General features: G+C 61.1%; 21 protein-coding genes and 1 pseudogene. 18 read left to right on the top strand and 4 right to left on the bottom strand.

Going from position 1 to position 19,758, the window contains the following annotated elements; all coding sequences use genetic code 11:
• Nucleotides 1-4 precede the first annotated feature (4 nt).
• From B5V02_RS03055 to B5V02_RS03035, 5 genes are all read left to right on the top strand, one after another.
• A complete protein-coding gene (locus tag B5V02_RS03055; RefSeq protein ID WP_111542777.1) occupies nt 5-568 on the top strand; it encodes a hypothetical protein in 564 nt (187 codons plus the stop codon).
• Nucleotides 546-2,564 (top strand): phage terminase large subunit family protein, encoded by a 2,019-nt coding sequence (locus B5V02_RS03050; protein WP_111542776.1) that lies wholly within the window; start codon nt 546-548, stop codon nt 2,562-2,564. The genes B5V02_RS03055 and B5V02_RS03050 overlap by 23 nt, the downstream gene beginning before the upstream one ends.
• A gap of 196 nt (nt 2,565-2,760) precedes the next feature.
• Nucleotides 2,761-4,416 (top strand): ABC transporter permease, encoded by a 1,656-nt coding sequence (locus B5V02_RS03045; protein ID WP_146606009.1) that lies wholly within the window; start codon nt 2,761-2,763, stop codon nt 4,414-4,416.
• The gene (locus B5V02_RS03040; RefSeq protein WP_111542774.1) at nt 4,400-5,614 is read left to right on the top strand and encodes a PAN domain-containing protein; all 1,215 of its coding nucleotides are present in this window, start codon (nt 4,400-4,402) and stop codon (nt 5,612-5,614) included. The genes B5V02_RS03045 and B5V02_RS03040 overlap by 17 nt, the downstream gene beginning before the upstream one ends.
• Before the next feature lie 48 nt (nt 5,615-5,662).
• Entirely contained in the window at nt 5,663-6,238 is a 576-nt protein-coding gene (locus B5V02_RS03035) for a thermonuclease family protein (RefSeq protein ID WP_245445653.1), read from the top strand.
• Nucleotide 6,239: 1 nt separating this feature from the next.
• On the opposite strand, the gene B5V02_RS03030 is transcribed toward B5V02_RS03035, so the two are convergent.
• On the bottom strand, nt 6,240-6,596 hold the full coding sequence (locus B5V02_RS03030) for a YdcA family protein (protein WP_111542773.1): 357 nt from the start codon (nt 6,594-6,596) through the stop codon (nt 6,240-6,242).
• A gap of 120 nt (nt 6,597-6,716) precedes the next feature.
• Here B5V02_RS03030 and B5V02_RS03025 point away from each other — a divergent pair, with 120 nt between their 5' ends.
• The 9 genes and pseudogenes from B5V02_RS03025 (at nt 6,717) to B5V02_RS40410 (ending at nt 10,834) form a co-directional block, all read left to right on the top strand.
• Nucleotides 6,717-7,160: a hypothetical protein gene (locus tag B5V02_RS03025; RefSeq protein WP_111542772.1), complete on the top strand. Its 444-nt coding sequence runs from the start codon at nt 6,717-6,719 to the stop codon at nt 7,158-7,160.
• 49 nt (nt 7,161-7,209) lie between these two features.
• Nucleotides 7,210-7,416, top strand: a complete 207-nt coding sequence (locus B5V02_RS03020; RefSeq protein ID WP_111542771.1) for a hypothetical protein — start codon at nt 7,210-7,212, stop codon at nt 7,414-7,416.
• A gap of 119 nt (nt 7,417-7,535) precedes the next feature.
• On the top strand, nt 7,536-7,718 hold the full coding sequence (locus tag B5V02_RS03015; RefSeq protein WP_425374348.1) for a hypothetical protein: 183 nt from the start codon (nt 7,536-7,538) through the stop codon (nt 7,716-7,718).
• Nucleotides 7,719-7,736: 18 nt separating this feature from the next.
• On the top strand, nt 7,737-7,922 hold the full coding sequence (locus B5V02_RS40415) for a hypothetical protein (RefSeq protein WP_167458341.1): 186 nt from the start codon (nt 7,737-7,739) through the stop codon (nt 7,920-7,922).
• Complete coding sequence (locus B5V02_RS03005) at nt 7,919-8,107, top strand: hypothetical protein (protein ID WP_111542770.1); 189 nt, start codon at nt 7,919-7,921, stop codon at nt 8,105-8,107. The genes B5V02_RS40415 and B5V02_RS03005 overlap by 4 nt, the downstream gene beginning before the upstream one ends.
• Nucleotides 8,108-8,120: 13 nt before the next feature.
• Entirely contained in the window at nt 8,121-8,324 is a 204-nt protein-coding gene (locus tag B5V02_RS03000; protein WP_111542769.1) for a hypothetical protein, read from the top strand.
• Nucleotides 8,325-8,587: pseudogene (locus B5V02_RS02995) on the top strand (hypothetical protein).
• A gap of 259 nt (nt 8,588-8,846) precedes the next feature.
• A complete protein-coding gene (locus B5V02_RS02985) occupies nt 8,847-10,544 on the top strand; it encodes an adenylate/guanylate cyclase domain-containing protein (RefSeq protein WP_245445651.1) in 1,698 nt (565 codons plus the stop codon).
• A 134-nt stretch (nt 10,545-10,678) separates the two neighbouring features.
• On the top strand, nt 10,679-10,834 hold the full coding sequence (locus B5V02_RS40410) for a hypothetical protein (protein ID WP_167458340.1): 156 nt from the start codon (nt 10,679-10,681) through the stop codon (nt 10,832-10,834).
• Nucleotides 10,835-11,842: 1,008 nt separating this feature from the next.
• Here B5V02_RS40410 and B5V02_RS02980 read toward each other — a convergent pair.
• Nucleotides 11,843-12,094 (bottom strand): hypothetical protein, encoded by a 252-nt coding sequence (locus B5V02_RS02980; protein WP_111542767.1) that lies wholly within the window; start codon nt 12,092-12,094, stop codon nt 11,843-11,845.
• 133 nt (nt 12,095-12,227) lie between these two features.
• Nucleotides 12,228-12,449, bottom strand: a complete 222-nt coding sequence (locus B5V02_RS02975; RefSeq protein ID WP_111542766.1) for a hypothetical protein — start codon at nt 12,447-12,449, stop codon at nt 12,228-12,230.
• 395 nt (nt 12,450-12,844) lie between these two features.
• On the opposite strand from B5V02_RS02975, the gene B5V02_RS02970 reads away from it, so the two are divergent.
• From B5V02_RS02970 to B5V02_RS40405, 4 genes are all read left to right on the top strand, one after another.
• Complete coding sequence (locus B5V02_RS02970) at nt 12,845-13,147, top strand: hypothetical protein (protein WP_146606008.1); 303 nt, start codon at nt 12,845-12,847, stop codon at nt 13,145-13,147.
• Nucleotides 13,148-13,490: 343 nt separating this feature from the next.
• Nucleotides 13,491-14,096: a thermonuclease family protein gene (locus B5V02_RS02960; protein WP_245445649.1), complete on the top strand. Its 606-nt coding sequence runs from the start codon at nt 13,491-13,493 to the stop codon at nt 14,094-14,096.
• Between the two features lie 264 nt (nt 14,097-14,360).
• Nucleotides 14,361-15,374 carry a heme-binding protein gene (locus tag B5V02_RS02955; protein ID WP_111542762.1) on the top strand — a complete coding sequence of 338 codons (1,014 nt, stop codon included), beginning with the start codon at nt 14,361-14,363 and terminating at the stop codon, nt 15,372-15,374.
• Between the two features lie 545 nt (nt 15,375-15,919).
• The gene (locus B5V02_RS40405; RefSeq protein WP_167458353.1) at nt 15,920-16,093 is read left to right on the top strand and encodes a hypothetical protein; all 174 of its coding nucleotides are present in this window, start codon (nt 15,920-15,922) and stop codon (nt 16,091-16,093) included.
• Nucleotides 16,094-16,323: 230 nt separating this feature from the next.
• Here B5V02_RS40405 and B5V02_RS02945 read toward each other — a convergent pair whose 3' ends face one another.
• On the bottom strand, nt 16,324-19,590 hold the full coding sequence (locus B5V02_RS02945) for an ATP-binding protein (protein WP_111542760.1): 3,267 nt from the start codon (nt 19,588-19,590) through the stop codon (nt 16,324-16,326).
• Nucleotides 19,591-19,758: the final 168 nt, after the last annotated feature.

Raw genomic sequence — 19,758 nt, 5'->3', positions numbered from 1 at the left:
CACCATGCGGGGGATGAGCGAGCGCCAGTATGCCGCCTATGCCGGGGTCTCCCGTGGCGCCATACAGAAGGCCAGGATTGCCGGACGGCTGGTGCTGTTTGAGGATGGCTCGATTGATCGAGCAGGGTCCGATGCACGCCGGGCAGCACTGACCGATCCTTCAAAGCAGAGGCGCTCCCCACCCCGGCCCAAACTGAAGGCCGTACCGGAGGAGGCGCTGTCGGCTGTTGGCGAGACATTGCGCGAACAGGGGCTATCGGCGCCTGTCGTCGGCGCATCGACCACCTTCCTGCAAGCAAAGACAGCCAATGAGGTGCTGAAGGCGCAGGAACGCCGGCTGAAGCTTCAGAAACTGAAAGGCGAACTTGTCTCGCTCGATCGCGCCAAGACCCTGCTGTTCCGGCTGGCGCGAGAGGAACGCGACGCCTGGGTGAACTGGCCCGGCCGCGTCGCTGCGATCCTGTCGGCCGAACTGGGCGTGGATACAGCCACCATGCACCAACTTCTGGAGAGCCAGGTGAGAGCCCATCTGGGGGAGCTGGCCGATGTCCGCACTGACTTCCGATGAGGTTCTGGAAGAAAGCCTGTTCCGCTTCGAAGGCGTCGATGAGCTGAAGTCCTCCTGGCGCGAGGGCCTGCGTCCGGACCCGTTCATGACGGTATCGGGATGGGCCGACCGGCACCGGATGCTGGCGGCAAGAGCCTCGGCCGAGCCCGGCCGCTACCGAACCAGCCGCACGCCCTACATGCGCGAGATCATGGACGCCTTGTCACCTGGCTCTCCTGTGCAGCGGGTCGTGTTCATGAAGGCGGCACAGGTCGGTGCAACGGAGGCCGGCAACAACTGGATCGGCTTCATCATCCATCAGGCACCGGGACCGATGCTGGCCGTGCAGCCGACCGTCGAGCTTGCCAAGCGCAACTCGCGTCATCGCATCGATCCGCTGATCGAGGAGAGCCCTGCCCTGCGCGACCGGGTGAAGCCGGCCCGCTCGCGCGATGCCGGCAACACGATGCTGTCGAAGGAGTTCAACGGTGGCATCCTGATCATGACCGGCGCGAACTCGGCTGTCGGTCTGCGCTCGACGCCAGCGCGCTACATCTTCCTCGACGAGGTCGACGCCTATCCTGCCTCCGCCGACGACGAGGGCGATCCTGTCGCCCTTGCAGAGGCACGCTCGCTGACGTTCTCGCATCGCAGGAAGGTGTTCCTGGCCTCGACGCCGACTATTCGCGGACTGTCGCGCATCGAGCGGGAGTATGAGGCGTCCGACCAGCGTCGCTATCATGTCCCCTGCCCCAAATGCGGCGTCATGCAGTGGCTGAAGTTCGAGCGGCTGCGCTGGGACAAGGGCAGGCCCGAGACGGCCTGTTATCACTGCGAGGCCTGTGAGGCCCCAATCGGCGAGCACAGCAAGACCGCCATGCTGCAGGAGGGGGAATGGCGTGCGAGCGCAATCGCTGCAGATCCTGCCACAGCAGGCTTCCACCTATCGGCTCTCTATTCTCCTGCCGGCTGGCTCTCATGGCAGGCGATCGCTCGCGCCTTCGAGGCGGCTCAGGGGTCGGACGAGTCGCTCAAAGCCTTTCGCAACACCGTCCTCGGCGAGACCTGGGTCGAGACCGGCGAGGCGCCGGATTGGCAACGCCTGCATGACCGGCGCGAACAATGGCAAGCGGGCAGCGTTCCTGCCGGTGGCCTGTTCCTCACCGCCGGCGCCGACATCCAGAAGGACCGTATTGAGGTTGACGTCTGGGCATGGGGCCGCGGTCTGGAAAGCTGGCTGGTCGAGCATGTCGTGCTGGACGGCGGACCGGGAGACGAAGCCTGCTGGAGGGCGCTCGATCAGGTCCTCGGCCGCAGCTGGCAGAGCGCGTCCGGCAACACGATGCGGATCTTGCGGCTGGCGATCGACACCGGCTACGAGGCGCCAGCCGTCTATGCCTGGGCGCGCAGGGCGGGATCGGTCCATGTCGCTCCGGTCAAGGGTGTCGAGAACTTCAATCGGGCAAGCCCGGTCACCGGCCCCACCTTTGTCGATGCGACGTCACACGGCAAGCGCCTGCGGCGCGGCGCAAAGCTGTGGACCGTCGCCGGCTCCACCTTCAAGGCAGAGACCTATCGCTTCCTTCGCCTGCCGAGACCAACGGACGAGGAGCTGGAGGCCGGGGCCAGACACGCGGCAGGCACTGTCCATCTCCCCTCCTGGATAGACAGCGAGTGGTGCAAGCAGTTCGTCGCTGAGCAGTTGGTCACGGTGCGCACCAGGCGGGGCTTCTCGCGCCTGGAATGGCAGAAGCTTCGCGAACGCAACGAAGCCCTCGACTGCCGTGTCTATGCCCGCGCCGCCGCCTGGATCATCGGTGCCGACCGCTGGCCGGAATCGACCTGGCGCGACCTCGAGGCGCAGTTTGGCAAGAACGTCGCTGTCCTGAGGCTGACAGCGACTGCCGCACCGGCGCCGCCGTTGGCCTCGGCTTCGAACAATCAAAACACGCGTCCTCAAAAGCGGCAGTCCTGGCTGAGGACCAGGCGTGTTCGCCTGAGCCGCTGGCTGGAGTAACGAAGCGCTTGCCGATACAAGGCGCCATCCCAAATAAATCAGTCTAGCAGACACAACAAAATCTTTGTCACTGGCTCGCCGGTTATTCACCTTGTTCCAAGTTACGCTGTATCTACCGGCAAATTTTGCTGCAATCGCCAGCGTTGCATGTCAAGATGGGCTGGGAAAAGGGTGGGGATTGCATATGCACACGGCAATGAGCCAGAAACTGGCGAGCTATGGCCAGTGGACGTATCGCGGTGCGTGGGCACTCGAAATCGTTGCGGCGATCATCGGTCTAACAACTGGCGTCGCTCTGAGTTACCGCGGCTTTGTTGCCAATGAGGCGGCGGACTCAATGGACCTTGTCCTTGCAAGTGCCCCGTTCTTTATGATCGCGATTGCTGAGCTGACGAAAATCCCAATCGCCACGCTTCTGTTCGGCGCCTCGTGGTTTTGGAAACCTGTTATCCTAGTGTTTCTACTCGTATTGGCCGGCATCACTTTTGAGACAGTCCTTCTCGGATTGGAGCGAGCCAGCACAATGCGCGAGGTCCAATATGCGAATTTCGCCAACCAAACTAAAGGACTCCAGCAAGAGTTCGAAAATCTCAAGGCAGCAGCCGAAAGCTTGCGAAACACTGACGACGAGGCAAAAGCCCGAAGCGATCTGGAGCAGCTCGGTGGATTGGCTGACACCGAGCGCGACAAATTGCGTGCACGGATAACAGAGGTTGACGAAGAGCTGCAGGCCGCAACCACCCTTTCACCAGCGGCGGCGCGAGCCAAAGAATTTCTCGAGGAGAAACAAGCAGCGCTAAGCGCACTGGTGGAACGGCGCGATCGAGAGATCAAGGACGCCGTGGAGCAGTTCGAGCGACAGCGGGATAGCTACGTTGATCGCATCAAGAGCGCGCGCGAAACGGGCGACCTTGCATCAGTGCAGCGCAACGAAGAAGGGCTGAACAAGCTGACTAATCCGCGGCTCAAAAAAGAGGCCGAATTCGCGCCGAAATTGGCTGAATTGGAGCCCGCAGTCGCCGCGGCCCGCGCGGAATATGAGAAGCTGCGAAAAGATAGTCCTCCGATGACCCCCCAAGACAAACAGCGCCTTGAGGCTAGGCGCAACGATCTGGAGAAACTCTACGACGGCACCGCTGCCGATTGGGATCGTAAACTTGACGAGGCACGTACTGGGCTAGCGGCCGCTCAAGAAGCCGCCACTCGCAAGTCAGAGACGCTCGCCAAGAACCAGCAGCGGCAAGAGGCCATCGCGACGGAACTGAGCCGCCTGGAAACAGAGCGCCTCCCGGTTGCTCGCAACGATCAGATCCGCAGGCTGGCAGCTCGCTGGTATGGGGTGAAGCCAGAAGACGTTACAGAACCTCAGGCCGGCACGGTTTCGACGATCTGGTTCGCCTCGCTTGCATTCATCGCCGCGTTAGCGGGGCCGATCACGGCGATGGTCGCGCTGGCCCTGCAACGCATCGGCGCACAGCCTGAAGTTCAGCGTGATAGTAAACTCTCGCGTTTGCTACGCAGAATGCTGCTCCGCTGGCGGTGGCGCCGTGTTCGGAAAGTACCCGTGCAGGTGCCGTTCGACAGAGAAGTCGAAAGGCGCGTCGAGGTTCCTGTCGAAGTCGAGAAGATCGTCAAAGAGATCCTCTATGTACCCGTCCTTACCGACGACCCGGAAGCGTTACGCCGGGCATTGGATCGGGAACTGCCCCCGGAGGTAATCGATCTGGTGAAGGTTTCTGCAAAAGGGCAACACGACCGCATAGAGAAAGCCCTGGAAGGTGACCTGCAATTAGATTTTGACGAGCCGGCAACGGGGGCGAAGCGGGGTACTAGACGTGCTCGTACGACATAACACCAAGCTGCTCGAACAAGCGATCGATCTGCAGATCAAACGGTCGGCAATTCCAACTCTGCAGGCAGAAGCGGCTGCGCACGACAAGATTGCTCGTGCCAATGCATTTCGAAGGATGGCTAGCGGCGCTGCCATCGCCATAGCTGCTGTCGGGATCGGTGTGGGTGTATGGCTGGTCTTTGATCGCGACACAACGGTGATCCAACCGGAGCCGCCGGTCGCCCAAAACCACCCGAACGAGAACCTACCAAAAGAGACGAAGAAATCAGAAGACAGAATTCCGGGTGAAGAAACAATCGCCGAAGAGGGAAAGACAGACAAGCTGAAGTCGCCGCCAATCGAGCAGCCGACGCCGCCGCCCGCAGACCCAGCCAATCCAGATACGTTCGATTTCGTAAAGTTCGCCAATCGCAAAGTGACCTACGCTGGCAGCACCTGGCAACTCGAGTCCGGTCATCATTTTCAGAGTGAGAAAAATCCAACCTGGGACACAGCTTGGTGCTACACGCGGAGGCTGGCAAACACCGGGGTCGAGGTTCAGGTAAGCCTTGTCAACAGACCCTCACCTACATCGACGCCGCAGGCACCGGTGTCTTCGAGCGAGACACTCGCATCGGTGGGCCTTGACGACAATTCGGCACGAGAACTCGCCAGCCGTTGTATCTGGCTCGACGAGGCCAGTTTCGCGCCAGGCGATTTCGACATGGGCCCTGAGCGGAAAGAAGCAGCCGCCGCGGCCGAAGAACTGTCTGTGCAGGACGGATGGGACGCGATGGGAAACGATCTGCCGGGCATGCCCGCTTGGAATGTTTCACTTGAACAGTGTCAGGCCCAATGCGAAGCAGATCGCCGCTGCTTGGCACTCACCTACGATAAGAAGCACGCCGCCTGTTTCATGAAAAATAATGGGTCGATTCTGGTTAGGAGTCCCGATGCAGTGATGGCGGCGAAGGGAGCCATCAAGGCGAATCTCCAGTATTCTAGCCTCGTTTTTGCCAAGGACACAGTAGTCGTTGGGGGCGCTTACGCGAATGTACGGAGCAACTATGCCGACTGCGTAGTGGCCTGCGCCGCTGATCAGAGATGTCTAGGCTTCAATTTTGACGGTCCGAACAAGATGTGCGCCATGCTCGACACCGTGACATCATCGTCTCCCTTCAAGGGCGTGGCGTCGGGCGTTAAAGCCACCCGCAGTTGAATTGGCACCGGCCCGAAAACTGCGCAGAGAACGGAGCCATGACCGACAGTGACTCGAACATCCGTCACCGAAGAGCTTGAAAGCGCCGCCAATCGCATTGCGAACATGTTGCGGGTGGACCTACAGGTTATCCTTCGACACGCGGCATTGATGCTCTTGTCCGCCGCCCTACTCGTTGTCGCCCAGCCAGCCACGGCTAAACCGATGGTTGGCGTTCCGTCTGTCGTTGACGGCGACACGATCGAGATCCATGGGCAGCGAATTCGCCTCAATGGTATCGACGCGCCCGAAAGTGCTCAACTCTGCCTGGACGCGGGCAGAAAGAACTACCGTTGCGGGCAAAAGGCGTCCCTCGCCCTTGCGGATTTTCTAAAAGCTCATCGTCCGACTTCGTGCATTGAGGTCGACCGCGATCAGTTTAGGCGCATGGTGGCCGTCTGCACTGCTGGCGGCGTCGATATTGGCGATTGGATGGTTCGGAAGGGCTACGCGGTTGACTGGCCGAAATACAGCGACGGGTTCTATGTCCGGGCTCAAAATGAAGCTAGGGCAGCAAAACGCGGCATGTGGGCCGGGTCGTTCGAAAGGCCTTGGGAATGGCGAAAGCAGATGACGGTCCAATAGGCTACTTGCGCAAATAGCTCTTGGCCCCACCGTCGGTGATGCAAAAGTGCCCGCCACGAGGTCCGGTACAGTAGTGCCCTGCCCGGCAGGAGCATTCGGCCTGATTGTCTGTCGGCGTCATGTCTGCGTCTTCGTTGCCCATCAAGCCAAGCGGCTGGCTGGAGCCACCGCCATTGTCGGCAGAGCAATCCCTTTTGCTGGCACTTACCGAGCCGTCATTGCAGATGAACGTGCGGCCCTGGCAGTGAGAGATTCCGCCCTTGCGGCCACTGCAAGGCGTATTCGCCGCATAGCAATATTGAGCCGGCAATACTGAAACGCCCGCGACAAACAGCACCACTGCAAGGAATTTCCCCATTTCCCAGTCCTTCACTCTTGGGGGCAATATTGCATTACCAGATTTGTTTGATGTTGCCGAAGTGCGCCCTTGCGATGGCGAACCGTTTGCAGTTCACTGCACGCAGGGGGAACAGATTCTATGCGCAAGCGATATCTATTCGTAGCTCTGGCTATTGCCGGCTGCCAGTCCACTCCGGCTTATATCGTCTTCAAACCTGGCGTTGATCTCAATACAACGCAGACGGCGAAAGACGAGTGCAAGATTGCTTCTTTCAAGGAGATTCCGCAGTCAATAGCGACCGACTATCATCCCGGCTACAACAACCCTGGGACAGTCCAGTGCAATACCATCGGGACAATCGTCTCCTGCAACACGATCGGAGCGGTAAACATTCCAGGATCAACGACGACATATGACGTCAACCAAGACCTCAGGGACCGCTACATGGTTCGGTGTCTGGAAAGCAAAGGCTTTGGCGTCAAGCTTGCAAAGACGTGCTCCACCAAATCGGAGGAAGCGAAAGCTGTTGCCGACAGGGCGGCCGGCCAGTTCCCGACATGCGCTGTTGCTACCGGGCAGTAGGCTAAACGCCTGGTAGCGGTTGGCAACGCCTAAAAAAGGGGCATTCGTTATGAGCGCACGCTGGATCTACACCCAAGAGGGTCAAGCTGCCTTTTATCAAGAGGGCGACAGCGTTTACACCGTAAACGGGGCATACGCCTACTGGGTCGATAGTGGTTGGTGGTATCGAGTTCCAGACGGACAGGCGTCCTACTACGTCGCCGATACTTGGGTTTACACGCCGAACGGCAAGTCCTCATTCTACTACGACAGCTGAGCGGTGCTCTACATCAGCCCGATCACCGCTTCGATGCTCGGCACGGCGGTCTGGCGCTACCGCCAACCGCGATATGCTTATACTGCCTGCGAAATAGGCAGCGAAAGGGGGGGCAAATAATGACAATGAAGCGTCGCGTGCCGGAGGAAATCGAGACTTGGATGACCGCGCCCTGGTCGGAAGCGAGGCGGATGCAACGCACCGCGCCCGACGATGCCCTTGTGATCGTCGACAAGCCGGCAACACAGATCAAGTTCCCGCAACAGGTGCCACCAACGCCGGCGCAGGGCTCATTGTTCTAAGCAGTGGGAGGTATCGTCATGAATTACATCATCACGCTGGACAGCCGCCAGGAGGCGGCGTTGCAGGCCGTCGCTGACAAGTTCGTCGCCAAGCACAAGGGCGACACGATGAAGGCGCTGAAGGAAATGATCGTGCTGAACGGCCGACTTCAAGATCAACTCGACGCGCTGAACGCCCCGCCCCTTGGCAAGCGATACGGATGAGCGACGAGCCGGCCAGACTTGCCGAAGGCATGACGGCAGTTCCGCGCGAGCGAGCGCGGATCGAAAACCATACCTGCGAGTTTGCTGGATGCGGAAAACGTGCGCCGTTCGGGTTCGCCAAGCCAAAGCATCTGCCGCACTGGTATTGCTTCGGACACCGTGAGCACGGCGATCGTCACCTTTGAAGGAGAAAGACCCATGCTAAAGAAACCTCCCTACATGCCGACCGGCATCAAAACCGGCACAATCAGCGACGACGACCGTAAGCTCGGCGTGCTCACATTTGAAACGGCAGAGGGCGATATCGACTTTGCCGTCAACCTCCAGGCGGTCGACGTCCTCAACAGGGCCATCAACACGATCGAGCAAGAACTCCGCTCGCATCGAGCGGCGGCTCACTGAATGTCAGACCACGTCCTGCCCGGCCAGAAGAAGCCTAAGCTGATCGTCGTCGTTGCGTTCGACCGCGGCGAGGATGGCGAGCTGTTCACCGCATACGGCCCGACGGATCAGCAGAGCGAGGACCGAGCTACCCGGACGGCAAAGGCGCTGGCGGGATAGCATGTCGGTGTCATAGCATGGAGTCGCGACGCGGATCCGGCGCTTGGCGACTATGGGCCGCCGACGGTGCTTTCACCAATGGTGATGTGCCTGACATGGAGTGAAAATGATCAATCCGCCGAAGCACCAAGAGGATTACGCAGATCGCCCGTTAGACTGCCAGGAGGCCATGGAGCCAGGCTTTCAGGCGATCATCGACTGCATGTTGGAAGTGGGCTGGACGCGCGGCGAGACCTTGCGTGCCCATTACAGTTCGGATTGCGGGTCGTACTTGAAGCTGCGAAGATTGGGCGCTCGCCTTAGCGATGCACAGGAAGGCAACTTATGCCAAATGTTCGGGTGGAGCGGCGGCTCGCTGCGATCATGGCCGCCGACATCGTGGCCTATTCACGCCTGATCGAAGCGGATGAGGCCCGTACACTCGCGTCGATCAGGACCCTTCGCTCCCAAGTGCTTGACCCGCTGATCGCAGACCACCGAGGCCGTATCGTTAAGCTGATGGGGGATGGCGCAATCGTGGAGTTTGGCTCCGTTGTCGATGCCGTGGCCTGTGCCGTCGCCGTGCAGGAGGGGACGGCGGCGCATCAGCGGGAGGTCCCGCCCGAGAGCCGCATCGTGTTCCGCATCGGCATCAACGTCGGTGACGTTGTCGTGGAGGACGGCGACCTGCTCGGGGATGGCGTCAACATCGCTGCAAGGCTTGAGGCACTGGCGGAACCTGGGAGCATTTGCATTTCCGACGCTGCGCAGAAGCAGTTGGCCGGCAAGACTGATCTTGCCTTCGAGGACGCCGGCGAGCGCACGCTGAAGAACATCGCGCAGCCGGTCCGTGTCTGGCGCTGGGCCAGGGAGCCGGGTCCGGCAATCGCTGCGCCGTTGGCCTTGCCTGACAGGCCATCCATCGCGGTGCTTCCTTTCGACAACTTGAGCGGCCAGCCCGAAGAGACATACTTCAGCGACGGGATCACCGAAGACATCATCACCGGACTTGCTCGCTTCCGTTCGCTCTTCGTCATCGCCCGCAACTCCTCGTTTGCCTTTCGCGGCAAGCCAACCAGCCTCGCCGAGATCGGACGGCAGCTTGGCGTGTCCTACCTTCTCGAAGGCAGCGTACGGCGGGCTGGCTCGCGCTTGCGGATCACCGCGCAGCTTATCGAGGCCGTGACCGGCGCGCACCTATGGGCCGAGCGCTACGATCGAAGCCCGGATGACATCTTCGTTGTGCAGGACGAAGTCGCGCAGACGATCGTGACGACGCTGGTCGGGCGAATTGAAGATGCAAGGCTCCAACAAGTGCTGCAAAGACCGACGGCCAGCCTGGCTGCCTACGACTGCTTGTTGCGCGGCTTGGCCCACTTTCGCAGTGACGCGGACACTGCCATTCAGCAAGCCCTTGAGATGTTCGAGAAGGCGGTTGCGCTCGATCCCAGGTATGCCGTCGCGCATTCGTATCGCGCATTCGTCAAGCTGGCACTGAGTGGTTTCGCCTCCGCACCGGTCGAAGTCCTGGACAGGGCATTCATCGAGGCAAAGCACGCGATCGAACTTGACCCCCTGGAGAGCCGCTGCCACCGCATACTATCGACTATCTGCTTCAACCGCCGTGAGTACGACCAAGCCGAGCAACACCTCGGAAGGGCATTCGAACTGAACCCCAACGATGCAGACGGACTGCTCATGAAGGGTCGCTTGATGACCTGTCGAGGGAGGCCCGAAGAGGCACTGACTTGTTTGGAGGCAGCCAATCGCCTTAACCCATTGCGTTCTCGCTGGTACCGTCCTTTCTCCGGCATTGCCCTTTTTTCCCTTCGGCGCTTTGAAGAGGCCGCCCAGGCGTTCAAGCAGACGCCGCTGCCAACCTCGTGGTCGTTCGCGCGGCTCGCGGCGTGCTACGCCCAGCTTGGGCGGACAGCAGAGACACAGGCAGCGGTTGCGGAGATCCTACGGTTGCAACCCGATTTCTCGACAGCCGAGTACATGCGCAAGAGCGTCCTCCTTGAACACGCCGAAGACAGGGAGCTTCTCCGCGAAGGGCTCATCAAGGCCGGATTGCCGGCGTGAGTTGGCCGTCCGCCGGAGCAGTTTGCGCTGCATAACCAGAGCCGCGCCGATTTGTCTCCGTCGTCCGGCCCGCTGCGCTGGTAGACGCCTGCCTGCCCGTTGATACGGGGTGGCCACATCGAGGAAGACCAGCATTGACGAATTGGACGGCCAAGCGTGAGCGCAAGGCCGAGGTGAAGGCTCTGAAGCGGCTGATTGCCGCCGACAACATGACCCGAAAAGAAAACGCAAGGACGGAAACGGAGCTTGCGATTGCGCGGGCCATGATCCGCGCCGGGAAGCCGCTGTAGCAGACCGGAAGTTTTTGACGAGTGTTGTCCTTCGCCGCGCAATTGCGACTGAAGTCCCATGAGGATGCGCAATGGTCCCAACAGCGCAACAGAAGGAATTCCCGCTCATTAACACGAAGCCGACGAACCAAGTCCCCTCATCGTCGGTTGACCAGGGTGCTCGCCATATTGGGTTGGGCGATATGGCGAGCGCTTCATTGGCGAAGACAGCATGCAGTTAGGCCGGATCACACCGCCCGCCCTCCTAGCGTGCCTGCTGGCGATGGTGTTGTTTCAATTTGGCCGACCGCTTTGGCCCGAGACTAAAGCCCGCTGGCGGTGCGCGACACGAACGGCAATAGCGGCAGGGACAGAGCGCGGGCTATCTATCTGGAAGGAAGAAGGATGCTAAACCTGACCCGCCGCTCCATTTGCGAAGCGACGGGTCCGCACCCCACCCCAAATCTGTCAATGCAATTGCGGTGCCAAAATCTATTGACCCATTACGGGTCACCACCGCACCTTGTATCGCTCTCGCTAGAGTTGTTGGAATACAGCCTTTTGGATGATGGCCCGCGGCGAACGCTGAAGGTTGCCTGAAAGGGCGCCTGCCAAGCGGTCGCCAGGTCCGACGCTGACTACTCAGCGCCTTTTCCCTCAAAGCGCCGCCGGTAAAGGCTCGGCGCCCTCTGTCAAAAAGAGTGCCGGACCACAGACTGCTTCCGCGATCCAGAATAGCGATCAGCGCCTCGTTGCCGGCGACCTTTGCGTTCCTTCACTAGGTGCTTCACTTTACATTAGCAAAGGCGCATAAATGCTCTCCAGCTGGCGGCGATGTTCCTCGCGAGCACATCCTGCCGGCTAGGCCCGGTGTCCTAGCCCCATCCCAACCCGCAGGGGTGCCGGGCCGCCCCATCCAAAGGCCCGCCACCTCATTTGCGAAGCGACGGGTCCTCGCCCAGCCCACATCTGTGCCTCTCTGCCTAAGCTATTCTCATATTAGAGATAGCTCAACTAAGACTGAAGTCCCTAGCCGGCTACCCAGTCTGCAGGCGGTCGCACTGGCCCTGTTCCGTTCCACATGATGAACGGCGCATCCTTGCCGGTGATTTCTCGGATCGACTTCAGCAGCGCTTCATGCGTCCTCTGGAGCGCTCGATAGTGTTCGCAGCTTGGCGATAACAGCGGCTGCACGATGCTCTTGTGAAGCCGCTCCGCCTCCGCCAGAAATCGGTCGATTTCAGCCTGGGAAAGCTGCTTTGAAAGTTTGGTCCTAGCCATCGCGACACCTTTTGAGAGTCGCCCCACCCAAGGACAATAGTCCTATTCTAGTGCGGGCTTGTAAAGCTCTCCAGTCCGCGTATCCACCGGCCCGGTGCGTATGGCGTGAAAAAACCCCCTTCGGTTCCGCGTCTTATTTTGCTGTTCGGTCAAGTAGGACAGCGAGCCCGCGAGACGCGGCCATCTCGATCACAAGTTCCTCGATATCAAGGTCGGTGAGCGCGGTTGTGTGCTCTTTGCGGATTTGCAGCACCGAATCCGCGAGCGAGACCGACGCCAGCTTTGCATGGTCGTCGAGCATCCGGCCAATGGCCAGCACCACGTCGGCATCGATGTTGCGTGGCAGTTCGCGCATCGTCCCCTTCCCCGTAAAAAATATTGCGCAGAAGGAGAAAGTTGACAAGCCGACCTGCTCAGTCTGGTTTGCTGACGCACCATTAGACGCTGAGGCTCCGATTAGGGCGACCAGGCCGGCGCCTGTGAAGGCGAGCGCTGACCTGCGGTTGACTTGGGCATGCCTTCGGCGGCTGCCCGAACATAGGTGTTCGGCATCGGATCTTCTCCAAAGCAAGAAACCGTGGTATCAAAGAAACGGCGGGGACCAGCCCCAACTGGAAAGGGTGTGCCGATCATGGTCCGCCTTCAACCGGACATGCTCGCGGGCGTCGATCAACGTCGTGGCCACGACCGTCCGCGGCGTCGCCGGTGCCCTCCTGCCAGCGGGTCCAGCCGCGGCCGGGATGCGTATGCATGGCGCGGGATATTAGCATCGGTGACAGAGTGGCGATCATCGCCACGGTGGGCAAACGCATCGAGGAGCGCGTGGCCCTGCGTATCCCGACCGCCAATTTTCCCTATTCGATCATCGATCCGAACGCCAAGCCAGGGGACAGAATGAGGTTCGAAGGTGAGGTTGTTCACGTCGACGACGATCTAGGCCGGGTAACGGTACAGGCGCTTGGCCGCGTCACGGTCGACGCTGAGACGGTCCATCTGGTGAGGAAGTTCCGTCGGCCGAAAGGCAAGGTGCCGCTGATCAACGAGCCTGGCTGAAAGGCCTGCCATTGGCTAGCAATTGCCGAAGTTACGGCTTGCGTGAAGTCATCCCCTCAAAGATGGTCGAACAATCGATCTCATCGTGAAACGGAGCATGAGGATCGAACACTAGCCAAGACGCATGAGATCGAAGCTCCCTCAGACGGGCGTTTTTTTCGAGGCGGGCGTGGCGTTCCGTTTCTATATGGAACGCAAGGGTAGGCTTTTCACGAAAAGAACTCATCCACAGCCCCACTTAGCGCGACTTCGGCCTGTTGAAACGCTCACGCTCCGAGTTGCGTTCCCGTTTGGTGGACTCCAAGCGGAAACAGTCGCATCCTGCCCTCGGGGAGTGAGGGACTTGGACAAATACAGATACGACAATCGGTCTGCCCAATGGCGCAAGCGGAGTGGCGCCAAGGTTCGACGTGCACGCCTCCTGGCAGGCATTCCGAAGCGGCTGGTCTTCGTGACGCTGGCCGCGGTGGCGGCCTACGTGGTGCAGTTCGTCCTGCAGCACACCGATCGCGTGCCCGATCTCAACATAGCGAGCTGGATCGGATCGAAGCCTGCGCCGATCCCTGGCGTCGCCTCCGTCATCGACGGCGACACGATCGAAATCCACGGCCAGCGTGTCCGCTTCAACGGCATCGATGCGCCCGAGTCTGCCCAGCAATGCGACGACGCCATGGGCTTTCGCTACCAGTGCGGTGCAAAGGCCGCGGCAGCACTCGACGGGTTCTTGGCCGCATCGAGGCCTGTCCAATGCAGCTTTGTCAGTTGGGACCGCTACGGCCGCTTCGTAGGCGATTGCAGGCGTGCGGACGGCGCCAGCGTGGCCTCATGGATGGTCGAGCACGGCCAGGCGCTGGATTGGCCCCGCTACAGCCACGGGGCTTTTGCCGGGCAACAGGCTGCCTACCGAAGCGGTAGACGGATCGACAATGTTTACTTGAAATTGGGCTAGAGTCCTTGTATATTATACAATCTTCTGCCTAGGTGCAGAGGTTTGCTTCGTTTTGGCGATGGGTGAGTGCCGGGACAAACTGAAGTCCCGCCTGTAGGTGCTTGGCGCGCAAGATGGTTCGTGCTTCGCAAGGTAAAACTTCCTAAAACTCTCATCTATTGGTCACCTATTATTGCAGAAAATAAGTGGGCCCTTGACTATTGGATATATTTCACCAGCGATAGCCTTGTTCTAAAGCGCGTATAGATTTCTTTGGGGGCAGGGATGATCTCAACTAAAAGAGTAGAACAACTCAAGTATCAATCTCGGCATATTGAGCTTTCGCGACCCAGGGATCCCGATCTCGGTGTACTTCAGGTGCTTCCAGGGACTTGGAGCAACGTGCCTGACATGATCGGTCGTGGTTGGAACGCAATCGCACTTCCGTTTGTGTCCGACATGAGCGGCATAGACTATCGGCTTCTGGTGAACCAATATAATGAAGTGCTGAAGTTCACTCTCGTGGACAAAGGGGTCAAGAACCGTGGCATCCAGCGCGGCTCTCCTTCTTTTAATACAGACCAGATTGTGGTAGCGCTCGACTACGAGCAGCGGATCGAGCAGATCGCTGCTGACGATTTTCCCGCTAGCGGTCTACAGGGCGAGCGGGACACCACCATTCACCATGAGCCTGGTCTATGGCTCTTCATGACCAATCAAGCCGAGCCGCACTGCAATATTTCGCGGTTGGGTACGATACCGCACGGCGATTCCCTGCTTGCCCTTGGCGCAGGCACTCGGTCGGTCGCGCCGCCCAAGATTCCGGCGATCAACGGGCTGCCAATTGGTGTCAACCAGACTCTGACGAACCCATATCTGGCGCCATACGCTCACTTCCACGCAAATCCATTCAAGGGAGTCTTTGATCCGACGGAACCGCACAAGCTTCTGGTCGGCGCCATACCGGGCACCGTGAAGTGGACGACGAAGCTAGAGGTCAGCACCAGGGTCGAAACGGGTGGCATCGTCAATATCCCGTTTATAGTCAGGCAGGCCAATGCCGCGGAGATGATATCGACGTTCTGGATTTACGAACTGGAAGAGACCGATACTTACGGCAATCCGCGCCTTATCATGCAGTATCTGCAGATCGTGCTGCTGGATTTCTTTACGCGGCGAGACGGACTGCCGGGACCGATCCGGTGGCCGCATGTGAGCATAAACACTATGGAGAAGACAGCAGAACCGGACGCGGAAAAGGCTGTTGTACCGGCCGCAGAAGTGGAAAAGACGCTCTGACCGTCGGGTGACACCATCCGGGCTTTCCCGGGTGGGATCGCGCCGCAAAAAATGATATAGTCGACGAGCCGTACGATCTCTTGTTCAAGCGATTGGAGATATGTCATGCCACACAATTGGGATGATTCTCAAAATATAAACGCCGGCTCGCAGGCGGTCGAGTGGCCGCAGGGTCCGTTGACAGACGACATGGGGTTGACATTTCCCCAAGCAGGCTGGACACCCCTGTGGCTCGAGGCTTGGGTTGTGCAGGACAGCACGGGCGCCAGTCAAAGGACCGCCCAGCGGTCAGGTTGGGCGCCGGGGCGCTGGACTGCTGACGGAATCCCGCCGGGGTGGAAAATCGGAAGTTTCCAGCCCGGGTTGGCTTTGGGAATTGCTCTCGTAGCTTATCAGGATGGCACCGGCGCTTTCAAGCAAGACTGGTGGCTCGACCCTATCGATCTGTATTAGTAGTTCGCGGAAACTGGCAAGCGAGGAACCCGCCCCGCATGGAAGTGACGTAGGCGTCAGTTTGCGCCTCGATGATTGGATGGAGAGATGAAATGGCCGCCGACAAGGAAGTCGACAAGAAACTTGAGGAGGAACTCCAGAACCAGATCAAGCTCCTTGAGAAGTTGCAGGTTGGGACGGTGGAGGCGATCAAAAGAGCCAACACGAAACTCGGGGAAGTGCAAGCCGGGAACTCTAGGGAGCAAGTGTTCCCGCGAAAGAAGTGAGTGGTGCCTAAGTCACGCGGCCGAAGCGACCCAAAGGCAGCCCTTGAGCTCCGTCGGGACAGTCGCACTTGGGTTCGGAATGAAACACGATCAAGAAGCGGCTGTTCATCGAACAGAAGGAAACGTGCGCTTGTGCCGGTTCAATCATGCCACACCTGTCAAGTCTGTTGGCATTACATCCCGGGCGGTCCACAAGGAGGTGCGGCGGTACCCCCTTGCCGCCTACGCAGTCACATTTTGACGAGTTTGCCTAGGCGGAGTTGGGTCGCGGCCGCGGCGACCACGTTTCCCTTCAGCTCGTAGAGACGCAGCGCTCGGGACGCGGCCTCGACCGCCTCGTTGCCTCGGCGGGAGGCCTCGAGCACGCGCGACAGGTCGATCAGTGCATCGGCCCGGTCGTTGATGAAGTCCGTCGCCTCGGCGATCGCTACTGCCTCGCGCGCCAGCGCCTCCGCCGCCTCGATCTCTGCCCGCCGGGCGAGCACGCGTGCACGCACGCGACGCCAGAGGATCTGCGTCACCAGGTCGCCGCTCGCAGCCAGCTGGGCGCTGAGCTTAGCGAAGTCCTCGGCCTCCTCGTCGCGTCCCTGTTCGAGGATCACCGCGGCAAGCGATGCGGCCATCGTAGAGCGGAAGGCGCGCTCGCCCATCTCCTCGAGCGCGCGATACGCCGAGCGCGCGCTCTTCTCGGCCGCCGCGGGGTTCCCGGCGAGCAGCTCGACGACGGCCTCGTGCTCGGAGGACGCCACGTAGAGCGTGAGGCCGAGGTCGGCGTAGGTGGCGTTGCTCGTTGCGATCAGCTCGCGTGCAATCGGGAAGCGGCCGACAATCGCGTTGAGGCATGCGAGCTGGCGCAGGATCGCTGCCTCGGACTCCGGGCTTTCACGCACCTCTGCACGCATCGCCTCGCAACGACGGATGCCCTCGGCGGCCGGGGTGGGGCCGAACCAGAGCGCGGACGCGATCCACGTGAGAATCTCGTGGTACTCATGCCGAGCCCCTGCCCGTCGCGCGTGGGCAGCCGCGCGCTCCCACGCCGCGGCGGCCGCCTCGCCGCGAGCCCCGTTAAAAAATAACCACGCCTGGAGCCGCCGTGCGCGGCACAGGCCCAGGTCGTCCCCGAAACGCTCGAAGACCGGGATCATCTTGGCCGCCGCCCGTGCCGCCTCCTCCAGCCCGCCTTCTTCGCCGCGGAGGACCCGGAGGAAGTGCCGCTGGACGAGCACATGCGCTGCCAAGCGCTGGTCGTCAGTGGCGATAGCCAGCCGCTCCGCCTCATCCAGCACGCGCCCGGCATCGTCCAGCCGGCCGCTTTCTATCAGCGCGGCGCCGAGCTCGGCCAACAGCGCGATCCGCTGTGGATCATCGGTGGGAAGCAGCCGGGAAACCCGCTCGAGCAGGCTGATCGCCGCCGGCAGGTCGCTGCGGACAAGCGCCCGCCGCCCGGCCGCCTCGAGCCGTTCGCAAGCCCGGGCGGCAAGCGAGGCCGCGCGCGCGTCACGCGGGCCGAGCGCGACACGGTACTGAAAGGCCTGTTCGAGGTGATAGCCGACAATCTGCTCGAACTCGCGTAGCCGGTCCGCGGCCGTTAGCTCGAGCCACGCGGCGAAGCGCTCGTGCAGGTCGGCGCGCGCGTTCTTCGGCAGGGAGCGATACGCGGCGTCTCGGATCAGGACGTGACGGAAGCAATAGGCCTTCTCGCCGGCGAACGACGGCGCCTCCGGGCGGATCAGATCCCGGTGGACGAGCGCGAGCAAACCATCCTCAAGTGCGTCGAGCCCGGGGCCGGCGAGCTCGCTGACGGCGCTCCGATGGAATACTGTGCCCTCGACCGCTGCGGCCGTCAGGATGGCTCGCTCGACGGAAGGGAGGCCCTCGAGACGGGCAGCGAGAAGCGCGTTGATCGTCGAGGGAACGGGCAGCTCGGCGAGGTCCGACGTGGCGACCCAGCTGTCGGGCGCGCGCCTGAGCAACGCATCGTCGACGAGCATCGCCACGAGTTCCTCGGCGAAGAGCGCGTTGCCCTCGGCCGCGCTGGAGATCCTCGATTCGACCGCCGGCGCCAGCGGCGCGCGGCCAAGCAGGTTGGAGATCAGCTCGCGGCATTCCGCGTCGCTGAGCCGCTCGAGGACGATCGACGTCGCGTTGCGTTTGCCGGTCCCCCAGCCAGGACGCGTGTCGAAGAGCTCCGGCCGCGCCACGCAGATGATCACGATAGGAAAATCGCGTGAGAAGTCGGCGACGTGCTCGACCAAGTCGAGGAACGTCGGCTCGGCCCAATGGATGTCGTCCACCACGACGACGAGCGGCCCAGCTCGCGCGAGCGCCTCAAACAGCCTCCGGACGGCCCAGGCGGTCTCCTCGGTTGTCCCTTGTCCCGCGCCGCCAAGCCCGAGCGCCCCGGTCACACGCTCGGCAATCAGCCCGGCCTTCTCGTCGCCTGCCAGCCGCGCCCCGATCACCGCTGCAAGCTGCTCGCCGGAGTCCGGTCCCTCCGCGCGCGTGAGCTCCCGCACGATTTCGGCCAGCGGCCAATAGGTGATGCCCTCGCCATAAGGTAGACAGCGGCCGTGCAAGACCGTGACATCCTCGGCAAGGTCGCTCGTGAACTCCCGTACGAGCCGCGACTTTCCCACACCCGCGTCGGCGAGAATGGTGACCAGGCGACAGGTCCTGTCATCGACCGCATTTCGGAAGACGGTCTCGAGCAAGGCTCGTTGGAGTTCGCGCCCGACGAAAGGCGAGTCGAAGCGGCGCGCAATTCCGGGAGCGTGGGCGAGGACTTCTACCACGACAAGGGCGCGGATGGTCGCGCCGTGCTTGAGTGTGCGCGGCCCACTCGGCTCGACGACGACCGCATCGCGCACGAGCTTGTACGTCGACTCCCCTATCAGGATCTCATCCGCCGTCGCTGCCTCCTCGAGGCGCTTCGCGACTATGACGGCCTCTCCAGCGACAGACGAATACCCCTGCGTTTGGTTGCCGGCGATCACCTCGCCGGTGTTGATGCCGATTCGGTTCATAAGGCGGACTCCCCAACCGGCTTCGAGCTCATGGTTGAGGATGGCGAGTGTGTCGCGCATCTCCACGGCCGCCCGCACCGCCCGCAGCGCGTCGTCTTCGTGGAGGAGCGGCACGCCGAACACAGCCATGATCGCGTCCCCAATGTACTTGTCCACGGTTCCGCCATGCCGCTGAATGACGGCGCTCAGGTCGCCGAAGTAACGGGTGAGCATATTGCGGAGCGCTTCGGGATCGAGGGAGAGGCTGAGCCGCGAGGAATCGACGATGTCGGTGAAGAGGATCGTGACCGTCTTGCGGGCGTCCGGTCTTGGCTCCCGCGCCTCCGGCGCGGCCGGCTTAGCCGGAGCCGAGGAAGCCGCCTCCGGCCTCGGCGGCGTTTCGGGTTGGAACGCTGCGCCCTGGCCGAGGATCGCTTGCGCCTGCACGCCATGGTCGGCTCTAACTTCGAGGGGTCCGAGGACGCCAGACTTCATCTGAGGCCTTCCGTTGGGTCAACTCACGGTGACCATAGCACTCGCTTCGGGCGCGCTCTAGCTGTGAGCGTCCCACAGGTTGTTCATTCGGACCAGACAGAGGAGACTGGAATTGCCTAGCTTCAGCACCCACCGGAGGGGCTCAATGAACATCCACAAGACTGCCCG

It is taken from the genome of Mesorhizobium kowhaii, assembly GCF_003253745.1.
Classification (GTDB): Bacteria; Pseudomonadota; Alphaproteobacteria; order Rhizobiales; family Rhizobiaceae; genus Mesorhizobium; species Mesorhizobium kowhaii.
The sequence above is the reverse complement of the archived record's forward strand: the minus strand, read 5'-3'. Positions and strand labels throughout refer to the sequence as shown.